General features: G+C 60.7%; 17 protein-coding genes. 6 read left to right on the forward strand and 11 right to left on the reverse strand.

Features of this window, described 5'->3' with window-relative positions:
* The 4 genes from ptsN to ACIPOO_RS05050 all read left to right on the forward strand — a co-directional run bounded on the left by ptsN (window position 1) and on the right by ACIPOO_RS05050 (window position 3,447).
* Complete coding sequence (gene ptsN / locus ACIPOO_RS05035) at window positions 1-465, forward strand: PTS IIA-like nitrogen regulatory protein PtsN (RefSeq protein WP_274135678.1); 465 nt, start codon at window positions 1-3, stop codon at window positions 463-465.
* Window positions 466-467: 2 nt separating this feature from the next.
* The gene (rapZ, locus tag ACIPOO_RS05040; protein WP_274135679.1) at window positions 468-1,325 is read left to right on the forward strand and encodes an RNase adapter RapZ; all 858 of its coding nucleotides are present in this window, start codon (window positions 468-470) and stop codon (window positions 1,323-1,325) included.
* Between the two features lie 16 nt (window positions 1,326-1,341).
* Window positions 1,342-1,614 carry an HPr family phosphocarrier protein gene (locus tag ACIPOO_RS05045; RefSeq protein ID WP_274135680.1) on the forward strand — a complete coding sequence of 91 codons (273 nt, stop codon included), beginning with the start codon at window positions 1,342-1,344 and terminating at the stop codon, window positions 1,612-1,614.
* A 369-nt stretch (window positions 1,615-1,983) separates the two neighbouring features.
* A complete protein-coding gene (locus ACIPOO_RS05050) occupies window positions 1,984-3,447 on the forward strand; it encodes a sensor domain-containing diguanylate cyclase (protein ID WP_400604832.1) in 1,464 nt (487 codons plus the stop codon).
* 86 nt (window positions 3,448-3,533) lie between these two features.
* Here the strand turns inward: ACIPOO_RS05050 and ACIPOO_RS05055 are convergent, their stop codons facing one another.
* Window positions 3,534-4,004, reverse strand: coding sequence for a PA2169 family four-helix-bundle protein (locus ACIPOO_RS05055; protein ID WP_274135685.1), 471 nt, complete (start codon window positions 4,002-4,004; stop codon window positions 3,534-3,536).
* 225 nt (window positions 4,005-4,229) lie between these two features.
* Here ACIPOO_RS05055 and ACIPOO_RS05060 point away from each other — a divergent pair, with 225 nt between their 5' ends.
* Entirely contained in the window at window positions 4,230-4,496 is a 267-nt protein-coding gene (locus ACIPOO_RS05060) for a DUF3820 family protein (protein ID WP_274135686.1), read from the forward strand.
* A 309-nt stretch (window positions 4,497-4,805) separates the two neighbouring features.
* On the opposite strand, the gene ACIPOO_RS05065 is transcribed toward ACIPOO_RS05060, so the two are convergent.
* The 3 genes from ACIPOO_RS05065 to zwf are packed head-to-tail and all read right to left on the reverse strand — an operon-like array spanning window position 4,806 to window position 7,673.
* Window positions 4,806-5,480: a bifunctional 4-hydroxy-2-oxoglutarate aldolase/2-dehydro-3-deoxy-phosphogluconate aldolase gene (locus ACIPOO_RS05065; RefSeq protein WP_274135687.1), complete on the reverse strand. Its 675-nt coding sequence runs from the start codon at window positions 5,478-5,480 to the stop codon at window positions 4,806-4,808.
* 17 nt (window positions 5,481-5,497) lie between these two features.
* Window positions 5,498-6,217 (reverse strand): 6-phosphogluconolactonase, encoded by a 720-nt coding sequence (gene pgl / locus ACIPOO_RS05070; protein ID WP_400604835.1) that lies wholly within the window; start codon window positions 6,215-6,217, stop codon window positions 5,498-5,500.
* Window positions 6,204-7,673: a glucose-6-phosphate dehydrogenase gene (gene zwf / locus ACIPOO_RS05075; protein ID WP_274135689.1), complete on the reverse strand. Its 1,470-nt coding sequence runs from the start codon at window positions 7,671-7,673 to the stop codon at window positions 6,204-6,206. The genes pgl and zwf overlap by 14 nt, the downstream gene beginning before the upstream one ends.
* A gap of 231 nt (window positions 7,674-7,904) precedes the next feature.
* Here zwf and ACIPOO_RS05080 point away from each other — a divergent pair, with 231 nt between their 5' ends.
* On the forward strand, window positions 7,905-8,774 hold the full coding sequence (locus ACIPOO_RS05080; protein WP_274135690.1) for a MurR/RpiR family transcriptional regulator: 870 nt from the start codon (window positions 7,905-7,907) through the stop codon (window positions 8,772-8,774).
* A 253-nt stretch (window positions 8,775-9,027) separates the two neighbouring features.
* Here the strand turns inward: ACIPOO_RS05080 and ACIPOO_RS05085 are convergent, their stop codons facing one another.
* The 7 genes from ACIPOO_RS05085 to ACIPOO_RS05115 form a co-directional block, all read right to left on the reverse strand.
* A complete protein-coding gene (locus tag ACIPOO_RS05085) occupies window positions 9,028-9,903 on the reverse strand; it encodes a D-hexose-6-phosphate mutarotase (protein WP_400604838.1) in 876 nt (291 codons plus the stop codon).
* A gap of 265 nt (window positions 9,904-10,168) precedes the next feature.
* Window positions 10,169-11,524: a carbohydrate porin gene (locus tag ACIPOO_RS05090; RefSeq protein WP_400604840.1), complete on the reverse strand. Its 1,356-nt coding sequence runs from the start codon at window positions 11,522-11,524 to the stop codon at window positions 10,169-10,171.
* 139 nt (window positions 11,525-11,663) lie between these two features.
* On the reverse strand, window positions 11,664-12,824 hold the full coding sequence (locus ACIPOO_RS05095) for an ABC transporter ATP-binding protein (RefSeq protein WP_400604842.1): 1,161 nt from the start codon (window positions 12,822-12,824) through the stop codon (window positions 11,664-11,666).
* A 2-nt stretch (window positions 12,825-12,826) separates the two neighbouring features.
* On the reverse strand, window positions 12,827-13,672 hold the full coding sequence (locus ACIPOO_RS05100) for a carbohydrate ABC transporter permease (protein ID WP_274135694.1): 846 nt from the start codon (window positions 13,670-13,672) through the stop codon (window positions 12,827-12,829).
* Complete coding sequence (locus ACIPOO_RS05105; RefSeq protein WP_274135696.1) at window positions 13,665-14,573, reverse strand: carbohydrate ABC transporter permease; 909 nt, start codon at window positions 14,571-14,573, stop codon at window positions 13,665-13,667. The genes ACIPOO_RS05100 and ACIPOO_RS05105 overlap by 8 nt, the downstream gene beginning before the upstream one ends.
* 149 nt (window positions 14,574-14,722) lie before the next feature.
* Complete coding sequence (locus ACIPOO_RS05110) at window positions 14,723-16,009, reverse strand: ABC transporter substrate-binding protein (protein ID WP_274135698.1); 1,287 nt, start codon at window positions 16,007-16,009, stop codon at window positions 14,723-14,725.
* Between the two features lie 235 nt (window positions 16,010-16,244).
* Entirely contained in the window at window positions 16,245-17,651 is a 1,407-nt protein-coding gene (locus ACIPOO_RS05115; RefSeq protein ID WP_274135705.1) for an ATP-binding protein, read from the reverse strand.
* Between the last annotated feature and the right edge of the window lie 29 nt (window positions 17,652-17,680).

Here is a 17,680-nt window from a genome sequence, read left to right on the forward strand (position 1 = left end):
ATGATCCGACTTGAAAATATCCTGACCCCTGGCCGTTCATTCGTGAACGTGCCAGGCGGCAGCAAGAAAGCAGTACTCGAAGAGATTGCCCGACGCATCGGCGAAGAAGTTCCCGAGTTCGACTGGCAAGACGTCTACGAAAGCCTACTCGCCCGTGAAAAACTGGGGTCTACCGGTTTTGGCAACGGGATCGCCATCCCCCACTGCCGATTCAAGGGCTGCCAGGCACCGGTGAGTGCCGTGCTGCACCTGCAACGGCCTGTCGACTTCGACGCCATCGACGGCGCTCCGGTTGACCTGTTGTTCGTGCTGCTCGTCCCTGAAGCAGCGACCGATGCCCACCTCGAACTGCTTCGCCAGATCGCCAGCATGCTCGACCGTGCCGACGTCCGCGCAAGCCTGCGCGAGGCCAAGAGCAGCGAAGAGCTGTACAACGTCGTGCTTCGCGTACAGAACGGTCACTGAACATGCGCATGATCATCGTCAGCGGTCGCTCCGGCTCCGGCAAGAGCACGGCCCTCGATGTTCTCGAAGACAGTGGCTTCTACTGCGTCGACAACCTGCCGGCCGGCCTGCTCCCAGAGCTTGCCGAGCGGGCGCTGATCAACACGGAACTGGCAGAACCGCTACTGGCCGTCTCCATCGACGCCCGTAACCTGCCCAGTCACCTGACCCGTTTTCCGCGAATGCTCGAAGAGGTCCGCGGCCGCCACATCCGCTGCGACGTCCTGTTCCTGGATGCCGAAGAGTCGACACTGCTCAAGCGCTTCTCCGAAACCCGCCGCCGCCATCCGCTGAGCAACGCGACACGCTCGCTGGCCGAGGCCATTCGTGACGAAAAGACGCTGCTGGGGCCGATCATCGACCTGGCCGACCTGACCATCGACACCACGCACCTGAATCTCTACCAGTTGCGCGACACCCTCAAGCTGCGCCTGCTGAACAAACCCGAGCCCGGCACTGCCTTCCTGATCGAGTCGTTCGGTTTCAAGCGCGGCATGCCCGTGGATGCCGACCTGGTCTTCGATGTGCGCTGCCTGCCCAACCCCTACTGGAAGCCGGAGTTGCGCGAGCAGTCCGGCCTCGACCTGCCGGTGGCCGAGTACCTGGCCGCACAGCCGGATGTCGAAGAGATGTTCCAGGACATTTCCTCGTACCTCAACAAGTGGTTGCCGCGCTTCGCCGCCAGCAACCGCGCCTACGTCACCATTGCCATTGGCTGCACCGGCGGGCATCACCGCTCCGTCTACCTGACCGAACGCCTGGGTCAGGCCCTGCAACAATCGCTCAAGAATGTTCAGGTCCGCCACCGCGACCTAAGCTGAAAGGATCCCCAACGCGATGCCCGCTCATCAGATCACCATCATCAACAAGCTGGGCCTGCACGCCCGCGCGGCCGCCAAGTTCGTGGGCGTGGCCGGAAAATTCCCCTGCCAGATCCGCGTCGGCCGCACCCCGGAAAGCATGGTCGACGGAAAAAGCATCATGGCCGTGATGATGCTCGCCGCAGGCAAAGGCACCGAGATTCACCTGCTGACCGAAGGCGACGACGAACAGGCAGCGCTGGAAGGGTTGATCGAGTTGATCAACAACAGGTTTGATGAGGGGGAGTGATCCCTCAACCGCCTCCGCCAAGTATCGCTACCAGACTCCCCGCCACGCCCTCGACGCCAAGAGGGCGTTGAGTGACCCCACTCATCTCCCAGAACGTCTGCTTGCGCTGACCAAGTCGCGATTAAGCCTTGGCCGCCTATTTCTTACGGCGTTCGCAGAATTTTCTGACTTGATCCAAGCCGCCGACGTCTCCTTAATGCTCGACCATGATGACCCGAACGTCATCAATTCCTGAAAGCATGGGCTGGCCTGGACGCACCCTGGATGCAGCCAGCCGGCAGGACATCAGTGGTTCACCTTCAACAGAGCTGTTCGATGACATTTTCCGTTGCCATATCGCCGCCGAGGTCCTGGTCCCGGTCGGAAAAAATGCTGATGTCCGGAAGCCTGCTTGCTGTGCTGGCGATCCTGGCCATCGTCGCCTCGCTCTTGCTGCGCGAGTATGGCAATGCGACCGAAACCGCAGTGCGCTCGGCCAACAATGTGGTGCAACTGATCGATGCGGATGTGCAGCGCAACGCCGATCTCTATGACATCTCGCTCAAGGGCATGATCGACGCATGGCAGCAGCCGGAGGTGATGGCGATCTCTCCTGCGTTGCGGCGTCAGGTGTTGTTTGATCGTTCCACTGCCGCGCCTTACAAGGGAGACCTGGTCATGCTTGATGAGAATGGCGCGATCGTCGCCGACTCCACCTCGGTGGACCCTCGGCCAGACAACTTTTCCGACCGGGCGAGTTTTCAGTTTCATCGAAGCAATGCGTCCCTGGGATTGAAGGTGGACGGGCCGTTCAAATCCCGCTGGGGGTTCAAGGACTGGTGCATCAGTTTCAGCCGGCGCATCCCCTCCCCTGACGGCCAGTTCGTCGGCGTCGCCAGCGCCTCGATGCGCCTCTCCTACTTCAATCACCTGTTTCGCGGCCTGGATGTGGGACGCAGCGGCACCATCAACCTCATCAACGCCGAAGGCATCCTGCTCGCCCGTCAGCCTGAGGGTGCGAATGCGAAGTTCATTGGCCGGGATTTCAGCCAGCAACCCAACTTCCAGCGAATCCTCAAGGAGATCAACGGCAGTTTCAGCGCCGTTTCCGATTTCGACAACGAACGCAGGCTATATACTTTCTCCCGCGTCGGGGACTTGCCGCTGATTGTGGTGGTGGCCCAGTCCCGGGATGAGGTGTATGCCGTGTGGAAGCGCAATGCGCTGCTGGTCGCGGGCGCCACGGGCCTGTTGTGCCTGGGAATACTCTGGCTGTCGTCGTTGCTGGGCAGGCAGTTGCGCCTGCGCCGTCGGGCCGAACGGGAACTGGCCAAGCTCGCCTCCACCGACGGGTTGACTGGGCTAGCCAACCGCCGCCAGCTGGATCAGGCACTGGCGCACGAGTGGTCGCGCAGCCTGCGCAACGGCCAGCCCTTATCGCTCTTGATGATCGATGTGGACCACTTCAAGGCGTTCAACGATCGTCATGGCCATCATGGCGGCGACGACGCATTGCGTGACGTTGCCCGCACGCTGTCCGCCACCACGCGACGCCCCGGCGACCTGGCCGCACGCTATGGCGGGGAGGAATTCATGGTGGTGTTGCCGCAGACGCCCCTTGAAGGCGCGGCACAGATCGCCGAAAAGATCCGCAGCGCCATCGAGGCACTTGCGCCTCACGGCGAAGATACCCAGCCGACTACCGTGAGTATCGGTGTCGCGACTCGCACGCCCAATGCGCACGCCACGCTGGCCATGCTGCTGGCCGATGCAGACAAAGCGCTCTATGAGGCCAAGCGCCTGGGTCGCAATCGTGTCGCGCTACCAGCAACACCTGATCTGTCTGCAACTTGATCCGGGAGCACAAAAAAGCGCCAGCCAGGCTGACGCTTTTTCATTCAACTAGCGGCTAGCACCTGAGTGCCAGCTACCGGCGTTGATCAGCTCGCTCTGCGAACCGAGTCACGCAGCGCTTTTACTTTGTCGTGGTTGGCTTGCACGCCGGCCAGCTGACGCTGAATCAGGCTGACCACATTAGTTGGCAGCGCTTTCTCGACGGCTTTCTGCTGGGCATCGCGATAAGCCTTCAGGGCATGGTCTTCACCACGCTCCACTTCATTGAGTACGGCTTCATCGCTCTTGCCGGTCACGGCAGCCTTCAGCTCCACCCATAGACGGTGCACAGTGCCTGCGGCGGTCGAGGAATTTTCTGGATCGCCGCCCAGTGCACGGACTTCAGCCTGAAGTTCACGCACTGCAGTTGCACACTCGGATGAACGAGAAAGGAAATAAGCTTTGATTTCTGGGTTCTTGATATCTTCGGCGCTGGTGTGGAAACCTTTTTCGCCGTCTTTGCTGGTCTCGATCAGGTCATTGAGCAGGGAGACCGCTTCTTTGTTGATGTCCGTCATTTTGAGTTTCCTTTCTGGCAGGTTGATCGAAGAGTCAATTCACTCGATGAGTAGACTGTTGCAGCGGCCATGCCAGACTTTCAAACTTAATTAAGTCCTTTAAAATCATATAGTTAACACATTAATCAAATCACGTGACCGCGCTTTCTGCATGATCGGCCTGTTGGCCTGCATGCAGAATGCACGTATCTTGCCAGTTCACTCGAAAAGACCAACGGCGACGTCATGAATCCCGAAAAACTCAAACTCCTGGTGACCCGTGAAATGCCCTATGGCAAGTACAAGGGGCGGTTGCTGGCCGATCTGCCGGGGGATTACCTGAACTGGTTTGCCCGCAAGGGGTTTCCGACGGGAGAGCTGGGCAGCCTGTTGGCACTGATGCAGGAGATTGACCACAACGGTTTGTCCGCCCTGCTTGACCCGCTGCGAACCCGCCCTCGCGAGCCACTGAGGCCGAACGCGCCCAAGACGCTGATTCGATTTCCTGAATAAAAAAAGCGGCGCGCCCGGGAGGGAACACCGCTAAAGAGCTCATGAAAAACGAACTACAAAGGAGTGATAAAGATACGTGCCCAGCCGAAGGGCTGTGCGGTACATATTTATCGCTTTCGCCTTGACCTTAAAAAAACCAAAAAAAAACGATGCTCCCTGACCGGAGAGCACCGTTAAATAGCCATGCAACAACGACTTCTGTAGCAACACCCCAGCGCATTGAAACCCATCGTTGAATGATGATTAGAACAGCCCGCTCATGAACGAGAGCTGTCCGGGATCAATATTGCCGGGTGTCAGGGCATTCAATCAGTCGAACAGCGCCACGGCTTCTGCGGTGGCATCGGTGATGCGACCCCAGTCACCGTTCTTGACCCAGGCGTTGTCGATCATCCAGGTGCCGCCCACGCACATCACGTTTGGCAGCGCCATGTAGCTTTTCAGGTTGGCTGCGCTGACGCCGCCAGTGGGGCAGAAACGCACTTCCGGGAACGGGCCGCCCAGGGCCTTGATCGCGGCGACACCGCCGCTGATTTCAGCCGGGAACAGCTTGAAGCGGCGATAGCCCAGGGCGTAACCGATCATGATTTCCGACGCGCTGCTGATGCCAGGCAACAGCGGCAACTCGCTCTGCGCGCCAGCTTCCAGCAGCTCCTGAGTGCTGCCCGGGGTCACGATGAATTGCGAGCCGGCTTCTTCGCAGGCCTTGAGCATGTGGCGGTCCAGCACGGTACCGGCCCCTACGCACAGCTCAGGGCGCGCGTCGCGCAGCATGCGGATGGCCTTCAGGCCGAATTCGGAACGCAGGGTGACTTCCAGCGCGGTCAGGCCGCCTGCCGCCAGCGCATCGGCCAGAGGCAGCACGTCCTGTTCGCGGGCGATGGTGATGACCGGAAGAATCTTCGCTTTCGCGCAGAGTTCGTCGATCTGGGCAACTTTGCTCGCCATGCTATTCAACGGTTGTGTCACTTGGGTTTTCTCCATGGCGGCTGATCCTTTGCTTATGGGCACCAGTAGATCTCTAAAGCCGGGTTGAGGAACGCACGGATCGGCATCTGGGCCAGGTCATCGCCCGCCAGCGCCGTGCGCAGTGTTTCGAGTTTCGCCTGCCCGGAAACGGACAGGATCGGCGTCGCAGCCGTCGCCAAAAGGGCACGGGTCATGGTCAGACGCTGATGCGGTATGCTCGGTGCCAGCATCGGCAGGCAGCGGCGAGTGCCGTTCAGATCCAGTGCTTCGGCCAAGTTCGGGCTATCCGGGAACAGCGAGGCTGTGTGGCCGTCGTCGCCCATGCCCAGCACCAGCACGTCAATCTTCGGCAGTTCCTTGAGCGCTTCGTCGGTGGCTGCCGCCGCTTCGTCCAGCGTGTTGGTCGGGCGGTACAGGCTGAAGAAGCCTGCCTCGGCCGCCGGCCCCTGAAACAGGAAGCGCTTGAGCAGGCCGGCATTGCTGTCGGCGTGCTCAGTCGGCACCCAGCGTTCGTCGGCCAGGCTGATACACACGCGCGACCATTTGATCGGCTTCTGCGCCAGCGCCTGGAAGAACGCCACCGGGCTCTTGCCACCGGACACCACCAGGGTCGCGGTGCCATGGGGATTGCTGTCAATGGCCGCCGTCAGACGCTCGGCCACGTGATCGGCCAGCGCATTGGCCAGCTGTTCGGGGTTGTCGAAATCCAGGGCTTTCAGGCCAGCCGGAAATTCAAGTTCACATATCGCCATACCAGGACCTCCCGTCACGAGTAATCAGCGCAATGGAACTCATCGGCCCCCAGGAGCCAGCGGCGTAAGGCTTGGGCGCATCGCCCGCCTTTTTCCAGCCGGCAATCAGTTGGTCGCACCATTGCCACGCATACTCGATCTCATCTTTGCGGACAAACAGGTTCTGATTGCCGCGCATGACCTCCAACAGCAACCGCTCGTAGGCGTCCGGGACGCGTGAGCTGTTGTAAGCGTCGGAGAAACTCAGTTGCAAAGGGGTGCTGCGCAATTGCATGCCTTTGTCCAGCCCCTGATCCTTGGTCATCACTTGCAGCGAAATGCCTTCATCAGGCTGCAGGCGGATGATCAGGCGGTTGCTGATCTGCATCCGTTGTTCCGGGGCGAAGATGTAGTGCGGCGGTTCCTTGAAGTGGATCACGATCTGCGACAGCTTCTGCGGCATGCGCTTGCCGGTACGCAGATAGAACGGAACCCCTGCCCAACGCCAGTTACGGATGTCGGCACGAATGGCAACGAAGGTTTCGGTGTCACTCTGGGTGTTGGAGTTTTCCTCTTCCAGATAACCGGGAACCGGTTTGCCTTCGCTGTAACCGGCAATGTACTGCCCGCGCACCACCTGGGTGGCCAGGCGTTCCGGGGTGAAGGGCACCAGCGCCTTAAGCACTTTTACCTTTTCGTCGCGGATGCTGTCGGCCGACAGATCACTTGGCGGGTCCATGGCAATCAGGCACAACAGCTGCAACAGGTGGTTCTGGACCATGTCGCGCAACTGGCCGGCCTGGTCGAAGTAGCCCCAGCGCCCCTCGATGCCTACTTTCTCCGCCACAGTAATCTCGACGTGGGAAATGTAGTTCTGGTTCCACTGGGTTTCGAACAGGCTGTTGGCAAAGCGCAGTGCGATGAGGTTCTGCACCGTGTCCTTGCCCAGGTAGTGGTCGATCCGGTAAACGCGGTTTTCCGGAAGAAATTTGGCTACCGCATCGTTGACCCGACGCGAAGACGCCAGGTCATGGCCGATCGGTTTTTCCAGCACCGCACGGGTGCGGTCGGTCAGGCCTACCAGCGCCAGGTTTTCGCAGATCGCACCGTACACCGAGGCGGGCGTCGCGAAGTAGGCGATCATGGTCTGCGCATCGCCCACCACTTCGGCCAGGCCCACGTAATCCTCGCCCTTGAGGAAGTCCACGTGCAGGTAGCTCAGGCGGGCCTGAAAACGCTCCACGTGCTCGCGCTCAAGCTGAGCCTCGGGGACAAAACGGCGCAGGTTCTTGTCGATGTAGGCCAGATGCTCCTCTGGCGTGCCCGCTTCGCGGGCCAGGGCAAGAATTCGGGTCTCGGCATGCAGCAGTCCAGCCCGGTCAAGCTGGTACAACGCAGGAAACAGCTTGCGCACTGCCAGGTCGCCCAGGGCGCCGAACAAGGCGAAAGTGCACGGTTCTACCGTAATCGAGAGCATAATGTTTGTTCTTTTATCAAGTTAGGCTACAAATACCTTTTTTAAAGGCGTTACTCAAGGCCAAATGTAGTAATAACCACAACATTTCTTCAAAAAGCACATTAGAGTGGTGATCGCCACAGGCCCTCAGTACGATAGGCCACCTTTGCTACAGGCTAAAGGCCTATGTCGCTACCTTTACACTTATGGCCTGCCGATTCGCCTGTTTGCCGCTTCAGAGAAGGATTTTGAATGGACCGCGTACGCAATCTTCTGGAGCAGATCCAGAGCCGTCTCGAGGAATTGAACAAGGCCGAGCGCAAGGTCGCCGAGGTGATTCTGAGCAATCCCCAGCAGGCCACCCGCTTCAGCATTGCCGCCCTGGCCCAGGCCTCCAAGGTCAGCGAGCCGACGGTCAATCGCTTCTGCCGCTCGTTCGACGTCAGCGGCTATCCGGAACTCAAGCTGCAACTGGCCCAGAGCCTGGCCAGCGGCGCGGCCTATGTCAGCCGTGCGGTGGAGGCCGACGACAATCCCGAGGCCTACACCCGCAAGATCTTCGCCAGCGCCATCGCCTCCCTGGACAGCGTCTGCCAGGTGCTCGACCCGACGCTGGTCAGCAAGGCCGTGGACCTGCTGATCCAGGCCCGGCAGATTCACTTCTTCGGCCTCGGTGCTTCGGCACCGGTTGCGGTGGATGCGCAGCACAAGTTCTTTCGCTTCAACCTGGCCGTGACGGCCCACGCGGACGTGTTGATGCAGCGCATGCTGGCGTCCGTCGCCCACACCGGCGAGCTGTTCGTGATCATTTCCTACACCGGCCGCACCCGTGAACTGGTGGAGGTGGCGCGCATTGCCCGGGAAAACGGCGCTTCGGTGCTCGGCCTGACCGCCGCCAACTCGCCGCTGGCCAAGGCCAGCACCCTGAGCCTGAACATTCCGCTGCCCGAAGACACCGACATCTATATGCCGATGACCTCGCGCATCGTTCAGTTGACCGTGCTCGACGTGCTGGCCACCGGCATGACCCTGCGCCGCGGCGTGGACTTCCAGCCGCACCTGCGCAAGATCAAGGAAAGCCTGAATGCGAGCCGGTATCCGGCGGGGGATGAGTTGGAGTGAGGATGTTGGCTTGGGATTGTTACCTTGATGCCCTTCGGGCGTTTCGCGGGCAAGCGCGCTCCTACATTTTTTGCAACGTGCCATGGCCTGATGGACCGAGTTGATAGCCTTGGTTTCAAACGTGACCCGTGCGGTCTGCTTTAAAGGCTATGTGCTCGGTCCGTCAGAATGCGGCACGTTGCAACAAATGTAGGAGCGCGCTTGCCCGCGATAGGCCCGAAGGGCATCCATGTGGCGGCCTCGAGCCAACCCATCAACCAACCAAACTCACCTGCAAACTCACCCGCGCCTGCTGCCCCGGCGCCAGGCTCAGGCAGTCGTCGATACCCGACACCGCCTCCACCCGCACGAACCCTGCCGCTTCACTGCCCGCCACGCCGAGCAGCGGGCGCCCTCCAGGGTGCCAGACTGCCGTGCTGGCACTGTCGCTGGCATCGATATTCAGGCGCCGCTGCCAGCTATCATCCTGCAACTGCAGCGCCCCGGAATGCTCGAACACCCTCTGGCAACTGCCTAGCACCTTCAGCTCGCCCTTCTGCTCGCAGGGGCTGCGGCTGAGTTCGTCGTAGCCCAGGGCGCCATCCAGCCCTTGCAGGGCGACATCGGCGATGTCACTGATGCGCCAATAGGCGTGCAAGGCGTGGCCGAACTGGCAGGGTTCGCTGTCCTGATGCTGGGTCTCCAGACGCAGATCCATGCCCTGCCCCAGTTCCGCGAACAGGTCGGCCTGCCAGTCCCATAATGTCAGGCGCCAGTGCAGCGATACACCGTCGCGGTGTTCCTGGCTGTCGATCAGCTTCCAGTCCAGCAGGCGCCCCCAGCCATTGGACGGCCAGCCACTCTCACCGGGATGCCGCCCCACCCACGGCCAGCACACCGGCACACCGCCACGAATCGCGCCCACCTGCGGCCACTGCGCCGCGCACCACAACCAGGGCTTTTGCCCGGAAGGCTGGAAATGCAGCAGTTGCGCGCCCTGGCGGCTGAACACCGCGTGGCATTGCGGGTGATTGACCACCAGCACATCGCGCTGCTGGTACCGCTCCCACTGAAAGGTCGGCTGCGGCCTTGCCTGGGTGAAGAAGCGTTGAAGAGGATGCTCAAGCGAGCCTGTTTCCGAGATGGCCATTGAGTTCCTGTCTAGCGGTGAGACACCCGTAGCAGCACGGCTTGCCGGCGGGGGCGATCTTGAGAATGCCCCCGCCGGCAAGCCGTGCTGCTACGAGGGCAAAAGGGGGGATCTCAGTGCAAAAAAAAGCGCAAAAAAACCTGCGCGCCATTCCACAAAAAAACGGGCAGCCAGGCTGCCCGTAAAGCACACACGACCCTAGATCGTTTGTGAAGCACATCAGAGAGAAGCGGCGCGCAGGAGCGGTACGCGCCGCCGATGACACTTAGAACTTGGTTTGCAGCTTGATACCGGCAACCAGTGCGTTGTCGATGTGGTCGGTACCACCTGGGTGCACGACGTACTGCACGTTCGGACGCACGGTCAGCCAGTCGGTGACGTGTACGCCGTAGTAGATCTCCGAGTTGTACTCGGTGGTCTGGATCGGCAGGAAGTTCGGATCGTCAAAATCGGTCGCGCCGTTCACCTGGTTGATCAGACGTGCACGGTCACGCACGTTGTCGTTGACGTGGATACGCGACACACCAACGCCGATGTCATCCTTCGGACGAGCATCGAACGGCCCTTTGAACACCAGGCCGACGTTCTGGAAGTTGTCGACGAAGTTGGTGGCCTTGTCGTGCACAGTGGCGTTGAAGAACACGCTCATGCCGCGCGACGGATCACCACCGATGGTGGTCAGTTGCTGCTGAGCGACAAACCACCAGCCGTGCTTGCTGCCGTGGGACTTGAAGTCGGCGCCGGTGAGGGCCTGAGGCTGACCGTTGATGTCGTCTTTCAGGTCATCGGCGCTCGGGCTGCTGTAGTACCAGCCCAGGCGGTATTCGCCTGGCAGCGAGTTGATGCTTGGCGACCACACCACTTCCACAGGCACCAGGGTGCCCTTGGCGCCGCTGCCGCTGAGCTTGAAGCCGTTACCGGTTTCCAGGTACGACGGGTTCTGCTCATACACACCGACCTGCGCGAAGAATTCCGGCGTGATGTTGTATTTCACGCGCGCAGCCCACTGGCTGACGGGCCAGTTGTACCAGGTGTTGACGTAGTTCGCTGCCTGGGTGCCGCAGAACGTCAGGTTCTGGAAGTCGCAAGGGAAGCTGCCGAAGTCTTCACCTTCGCCCATACGGCCCAGCTTGATGTCCAGCGCGCCGTCGAAGTACTTCTGCTTGACCCACATCTGCGTCAGGCGCCAGGTCTGGCCACGGCCCCAGACTTCCTGCGAGGAAGACAGCGTGCCGATGCGCGGATCGCCCAGGCGATCGTTGGAGATGTTGTTACCGCTACGCTCGGTGATGGTCAGCTTGAACTCGGCGTCCTTGATGCCGAAAGCCTTGTCCAGGTCGATCTGGGTACCGATGGCGAACTGGTCGCTGTAGCGTGCAGTCTTGTCGTGGTTGTAGCCGCCCTTGACGTTGGCCCCCATCTCGCCAACGTACTCGAGATTGAAGTCATAACCCTTGTCGTGCAGCTCTTTGCGCAGACCGCCCCAATCGCCGGTCATGTGCTCGTTGGCGTTGAAAGGCTCGAGTGCGAATGCCGATCCCGACATTGTCAAAGCCCCCAGGACTGACAGCCCGCCAATCAACCGGAACTGGTTCAGCGATTTGCCTTTTACCTTCTTCATCCCTTAAATCCTCGTTTTATTGTTATTAGCTCTGGAACAGCGTTGTAACCACTTGCTTCGTGTGCCTGACGGGCCGTCTTTACGGCAGAAACCGCCCCGTCAGATGTGCTCGTTGACGCAGTGCTCCTGCGTGCGTGAATCAGTTGCGGTTGAGCCGCGTGACGTTGCCCATGCCCTGCTCGGGCTTAGACTTTCCCAGCGCACCCAGACGCTCTCCGGTCTTGGCGTCGAACAGCAGCACCTTGGCCGGATCGAATTGCAGGGTCAGGGTTTCGCCCACCGCAGGCGCCACATCAGGGGCCAGGCGGCAGCAGACCTTGCTTTCATTGAGCGTGACGAAAACCAGCGTGTCAGGCCCCGTGGGCTCGGTGACCTGGACTTCAGCGCGGATGGTCGGCATACCGGAAGAATCACCGGACGCTAGCATGATCTGTTCAGGGCGAAGGCCCAGAATCACCTCACGGTCTTCCAGCCCCGCATCGCTCATGCTCATCGGCAGTTCGCAGCGCGCCTGGCCGCTGTCGAGCAACGCGACCAGACGGCCATCCTTGCGTTGCAGGCGCAGTGGAATGAAGTTCATGGGCGGCGAGCCGATGAAGCTGGCGACGAACTGGTTCGCCGGATCGTTGTAGATCTCCTTGGGCGTGCCGAACTGCTGAATGATGCCGTCCTTCATGACCGCCACCTTGTCGCCCAGGGTCATCGCTTCGATCTGGTCGTGGGTCACGTAGACCGTGGTGGTCTTGAGGCGCTGGTGCATCAGTTTCATTTCGGTGCGCATCTCGACCCGCAGCTTGGCGTCGAGGTTGGACAGCGGTTCGTCGAACAGGTAGATCTTCGGCCGACGGGCCAGTGCGCGGCCCATGGCCACACGTTGTTGCTGGCCACCGGAAAGCTGGCCCGGCTTGCGATTGAGCAGGTGTTCGATCTGCAGCAGCTTGGCGACACGGGCGACTTCGGCGTCGATGTCGGCCTGGCTCATCTTGCGGATCTTGAGGCCAAACTCGATGTTCTCGCGCACGCTCATGGTCGGGTACAGGGCGTAGGACTGGAACACCATGGCGATGTCACGATCCTTGGGGCTCATGCCGCTGACGTCCTGATCGCCGATCATGATCGCGCCGCCGGTGATGTTTTCCAGGCCCGCGATGCAGTTCATCAGGGTCGACTTACCGCAGCCTGAAGGCCCGACCAGAATCAGGAATTCGCCATCCTTGATCGACAGTTCGATGTTCTTCAGGGTGTCCGGCAGGCCGGTCCCGTAAGTCTTGTTTACATTGCGAAGTTCGAGCGTTGCCATGATTACCCCTTGACTGCGCCGGCCGTCAGCCCGCGCACGAAATACTTGCCTGCGACCACATAGACCAGCAGGGTCGGCAGACCCGCGATCATCGCCGCCGCCATATCAACGTTGTATTCCTTGACCCCGGTACTGGTGTTGACCAGGTTGTTCAGCGCCACCGTGATGGGCTGCGAATCACCGCTGGAGAACACCACACCGAACAGGAAGTCGTTCCAGATCTGGGTGAACTGCCAGATCAGGCAGACCATGATGATCGGGGTCGACATCGGCAGGATGATCCGCCGGAAAATGGTGAAGAAACCGGCACCGTCCAGGCGTGCAGCCTTGACCAGCGCATCAGGGATGCTCACGTAGTAGTTGCGGAAGAACAGCGTGGTGAACGCCAGGCCGTAGACCACGTGCACGAACACAAGGCCGGTGGTGGTACTGGCCAGACCCATCTTGCCCAGGGTGAACGAGGCCGGCAGCAGCACGGTCTGGAACGGCAGGAAGCAGCCGAACAGCAACAGGCCGAAGAACATCTGCGAGCCACGAAAGCGCCACATCGACAGCACGTAGCCGTTCAGGGCACCGATGGCGGTGGAGATCAGCACCGCCGGCACGGTGATCAGGATCGAGTTCAGGAAGTAGCCCTTGACCGTCGCCCAGGCCTTGACCCAGCCGATGGCCGTGATTTCGGTCGGCCAGCTCAACAGGTTGCCGGTGCCGATGTCTTCCGGCGATTTGAAACTGGTGAGCAGCATCACCACCAGCGGCACCAGGTAGATCAGCACCGCGCCGATGAGCACGGCGTAGATCGCGATCCGGCTCAGGCTGATGGAAGGTTTGGCAGCGAGACTAGTCATTGCGCTTGGTCCTCAGCTCGGAATACAGGTAAGGCACTAGGATCGCGAGAATCGCACCGAGCATCAGGATTGCACTGGCCGACCCCATGCCCATCTGGCCACGGCTGAAGGTGAACGAGTACATGAACATCGCAGGCAGGTCGGACGAGTAGCCAGGGCCACCGGCGGTCATCGCGGCCACCAGGTCGAAGCTCTTGATGGCGATGTGCGCCAGGATCATCACCGAACTGAAGAACACCGGACGCAGGCTTGGCAGCACCACTTTCCAGTAGATCTTGGGCATGCTTGCGCCATCGATCTGCGCGGCACGGATGATCGACTGATCGACACCACGCAGGCCCGCCAGGAACATCGCCATGATGAAGCCCGAGGCCTGCCACACGGCAGCGATCACCAGGCAGTAGACCACGCGATCCGGATCGATCAGCCAGTCCAGACGGAAGCCTTCCCAGCCCCAGTCACGCAGCAGTTTGTCCAGGCCCATGCCCGGGTTGAGCAGCCATTTCCAGGCGGTACCTGTGACGATCATCGAGAGCGCCATCGGGTACAGGTAAATGGTGCGGATGAAACCTTCGCGACGAATGCGCTGATCGAGGAACACTGCCAGCAGCACGCCGACCACCAGGCTGATACCGATGAACATGCCACCGAACACCGCAAGGTTCTTGCTTGCTACCCACCAGCGGTCGTTGTCGAACAGCCGTGCGTATTGCGCCAGGCCCACGAACTTGTAGGACGGCAGGAAAGTCGAGTTGGTGAACGACAGAACGAACGTCCACAGGATATAGCCGTAGAAGCCCACCAATACGATGAACATGCTTGGCGCCAGCACCAGTTTGGGTAGCCAGCGCTGCAGTGCATCGAACGGCGAGGCTTTGCTGAACACAGCAACAGAACTCATGGTGAAATCCAGTACAGGAAAAGAAGATTACGAACGCGTCCCGCGTAGGAGCGCGCTTGCCCGCGACGGCGTCGTGTCAGTGCCGCATCGTTGATCTGACACACCGCAATCGCGGGCAAGCGCGCTCCTACAAGTCTGCGGACTACGCGTTATTTAGCAGCCTTGATCGCAGCGCCCAGTTTCTTCGCCGCGTCGGCCGGATCGGCTTTCGGGTCGTTGATGTAGTTGGTCACGACGTCAAAGAACGCGCCCTGCACGGCCAGTGTGGTGGCCATGTTGTGCGCCATGCTCGGTTGCAGGCCGCCGGTCTTGGCATCTGCCAGGAAGTCCTTGGCAGCGGTCTGGGCGCAGGAGTCGAAACCATACTTGTCCATGTCGGACAGCATGTCGTTACGCACCGGGATCGAGCCCTTGTTGATGCTGAAGACTTTCTGGAAGTTCTCGCCCAGCACCACCTTGGCGATGTCCTGCTGACCGGCTGCGGTGCCCTTGTCCTTCTGCTTGAACACGGCCAGGGAGTCGATGTTGTAGGTGAACGCCTTGTCGGTGCCCGGGAAGGCAACGCACTCGTAGTCCTTGCCGGCGACTTTCTTGGCGGCGGTCCATTCGGACTTGGCCCAGTCACCCATGATCTGCATGCCGGCCTTGCCGTTGATGACCTTGGCGGCTTCCAGGTTCCAGTCCTGGCCTTTGCCGTCGGTGTCCATGTAGGTGGCGACTTTCTTGAGTTCGGTCAGGGACTTGACCATCTCGGGGCCGGTCAGCGCGCCGTTGTCGAGGTCGACCAGGGCTTTCTTGTAACCGTCTGCGCCCATGACCGAGAGTACGACAGCTTCGAACACGGTGCTGTCCTGCCAAGGCTGGCCACCGTGGGCCAGCGGGATGAAGCCGGCTTTCTTGAGCTTGTCGCCTGCGGCGTAGAATTCTTCGAGGGTGGTAGGCGCTTTCTCGATACCGGCTTTCTTGAAGACTTCCGGGTTGATCCACAGCCAGTTCACACGGTGAATGTTCACCGGCACGGCCACGTAATCACCGTCGTACTTCACGGTATCGGAGACTTTCTTGTCCAGCAGGCTGTCCCACTTCTCTTCCTTGGAGACATCCTTGAGCACGTCGGTATCGAGCAGGCCAGTGGATGCCCACTCCTGGATGTCCGGGCCCTTGATCTGGGCAACGCCAGGCGGGTTACCGGCCACGGCACGGCTTTTCAGAACGGTCATGGCAGTCGAACCGCCGCCGCCAGCTACAGCGCCGTCTTTCCAGGTGAATCCGTCTTTTTCAACTTGGGCCTTGAGCACATCGACAGCCGCCTTTTCACCGCCCGAAGTCCACCAGTGGACAACTTCGACAGTGCCTTTGGAATCAGCGGCCATGGCGCTCAGAGGGAACAACGAGGCGAGAGAAACGAGTGCGGCGAGACGAGTAATCGAATTCATCAATTTGACCTTTCTTGTTGTTATGCATGAGCAAGTCTTGGTGCTTGCACTGCATGGATTCTAAACAACGGGCTAGAGCCGACGGTAACGAAGGGATGCGCGAGTGTCACAGGATGGTGACATTCGCTGTTGCAGTTGTAGGAGCGCGCTTGCCCGCGACTGCGGTGTGGCTGCACCGGATGTGGCGACTGACATGACGCAGTCGCGGGCAAGCGCGCTCCTACAGGGTTTGGCGTCAGTTCTGGCTGCGTGGCAGGTACAACGTCACCCGCAGCCCGCCCTCGCGCAGGTTCTGCAAGCTGACTTCACCGCCGTGGCTGTGGGCGATATTGCGTGCGATGCCCAGCCCCAGGCCGTAGCCCTGCTGCTGTTTGCCCGCCAGCCGGAAATGCGGCTCGAACACCTGCTCCAGGCGCTGCTCCGGCACGCCCGGCCCCTCGTCATCCACATGCAGGATGAACGCCTCGGCATCGTCCTCGACGAACAGGTGCGCCTTGTCGCCGTATTTGATCGCGTTGTCGATCAGGTTGCCCATGCAGCGCCGCAACGCCAGCGGCTTGCCGTAGAACATCGACATCGCCGTGCCTTGCAGCGTGACACGGCCATCGCCGTTGGGCCCCAGGTACGGTTCGATCAGGCAGTCCAGCGCGTGATTGAGGTCCACCGGCTCGATGTTCTCGTGGATGTCGGTGTCTTTCACACACTGCAGGGCGCCTTTGACCAGCAGCTCCAGCTCATCCAGATCGCGGGTGAACTTGACCTGCATGGCTTCGTCTTCCAGCAGTTCGACCCGCAGCCGCAGCCGTGTGATCGGGGTGCGCAAGTCGTGGGAAATGGCGCTGAACAACTGCCCGCGCTCGGTCAGGTAACGGCTGATGCGTTCACGCATGGTGTTGAAGGCGCGAGTCACCTCGACCACCTCGCTACCGCCGCCCTCCACCACTGGCTCCACGTCGGCGCCCAGCGACAGGTCCCGCGCCGCATTGGCCAGACGCTTGAGCGGCCCGCTTTGCCAATGCACCAGCAGGCCGATGAACACCAAGAGGAAAATACTCGTCAGCGCGATGAACCAGACCTGCTGCGACGGCAGGCCTTCCTCTTCGAGCATGGTGTAGGGCTCAGGCAACAGCGAAGCGATGTACAGCCATTCCCCCGGCGACAGCTCGATCTGGGTCACCAGCACCGGCGGATTCACCGGCTCCAGCGTCAGGGCGTAATGTGCCCAGGAGCGCGGCAGCTCATCGAGTTTCAGACCGCTGTTGAAGATGCGCAGGTCTTCCGGACGCACGAAGCGCACCAGGATGTCGGGGTCAGCGCCCAGGTTCTGGCGCAGGACCTGGCCGACCACGTTGATCACCGCCGACTTGCGCACCGTGGGCTCCAGCACCTGCATTTCCAGGGGCCGGTCATTGAGCGACACAAAAAACCGCGTGCCGCCCATGCTGCGCAACTGGTCGAGGACCATCGGGCGAAACGCCACCGGCAACGAACGGAAATAACTCACGCTGGCGGCCATCGAGAAACCGAGGCTGCGGGCACTGGTGATCAGGCCTTCCATCTGCGTGGCACGCAGTTGCGACAGCCAGATCAGGCTGGACAGCGTCTGGGCCAGCAACACCGCCAGCAGGGTCAGCAGCAACATGCGCCCCAGCAGCGAGCGCGGTACCGGCA

The organism is Pseudomonas sp. NPDC090201 (assembly GCF_044746825.1).
In the GTDB taxonomy this organism is placed as follows: Bacteria; Pseudomonadota; Gammaproteobacteria; order Pseudomonadales; family Pseudomonadaceae; genus Aquipseudomonas; species Aquipseudomonas putida_AD.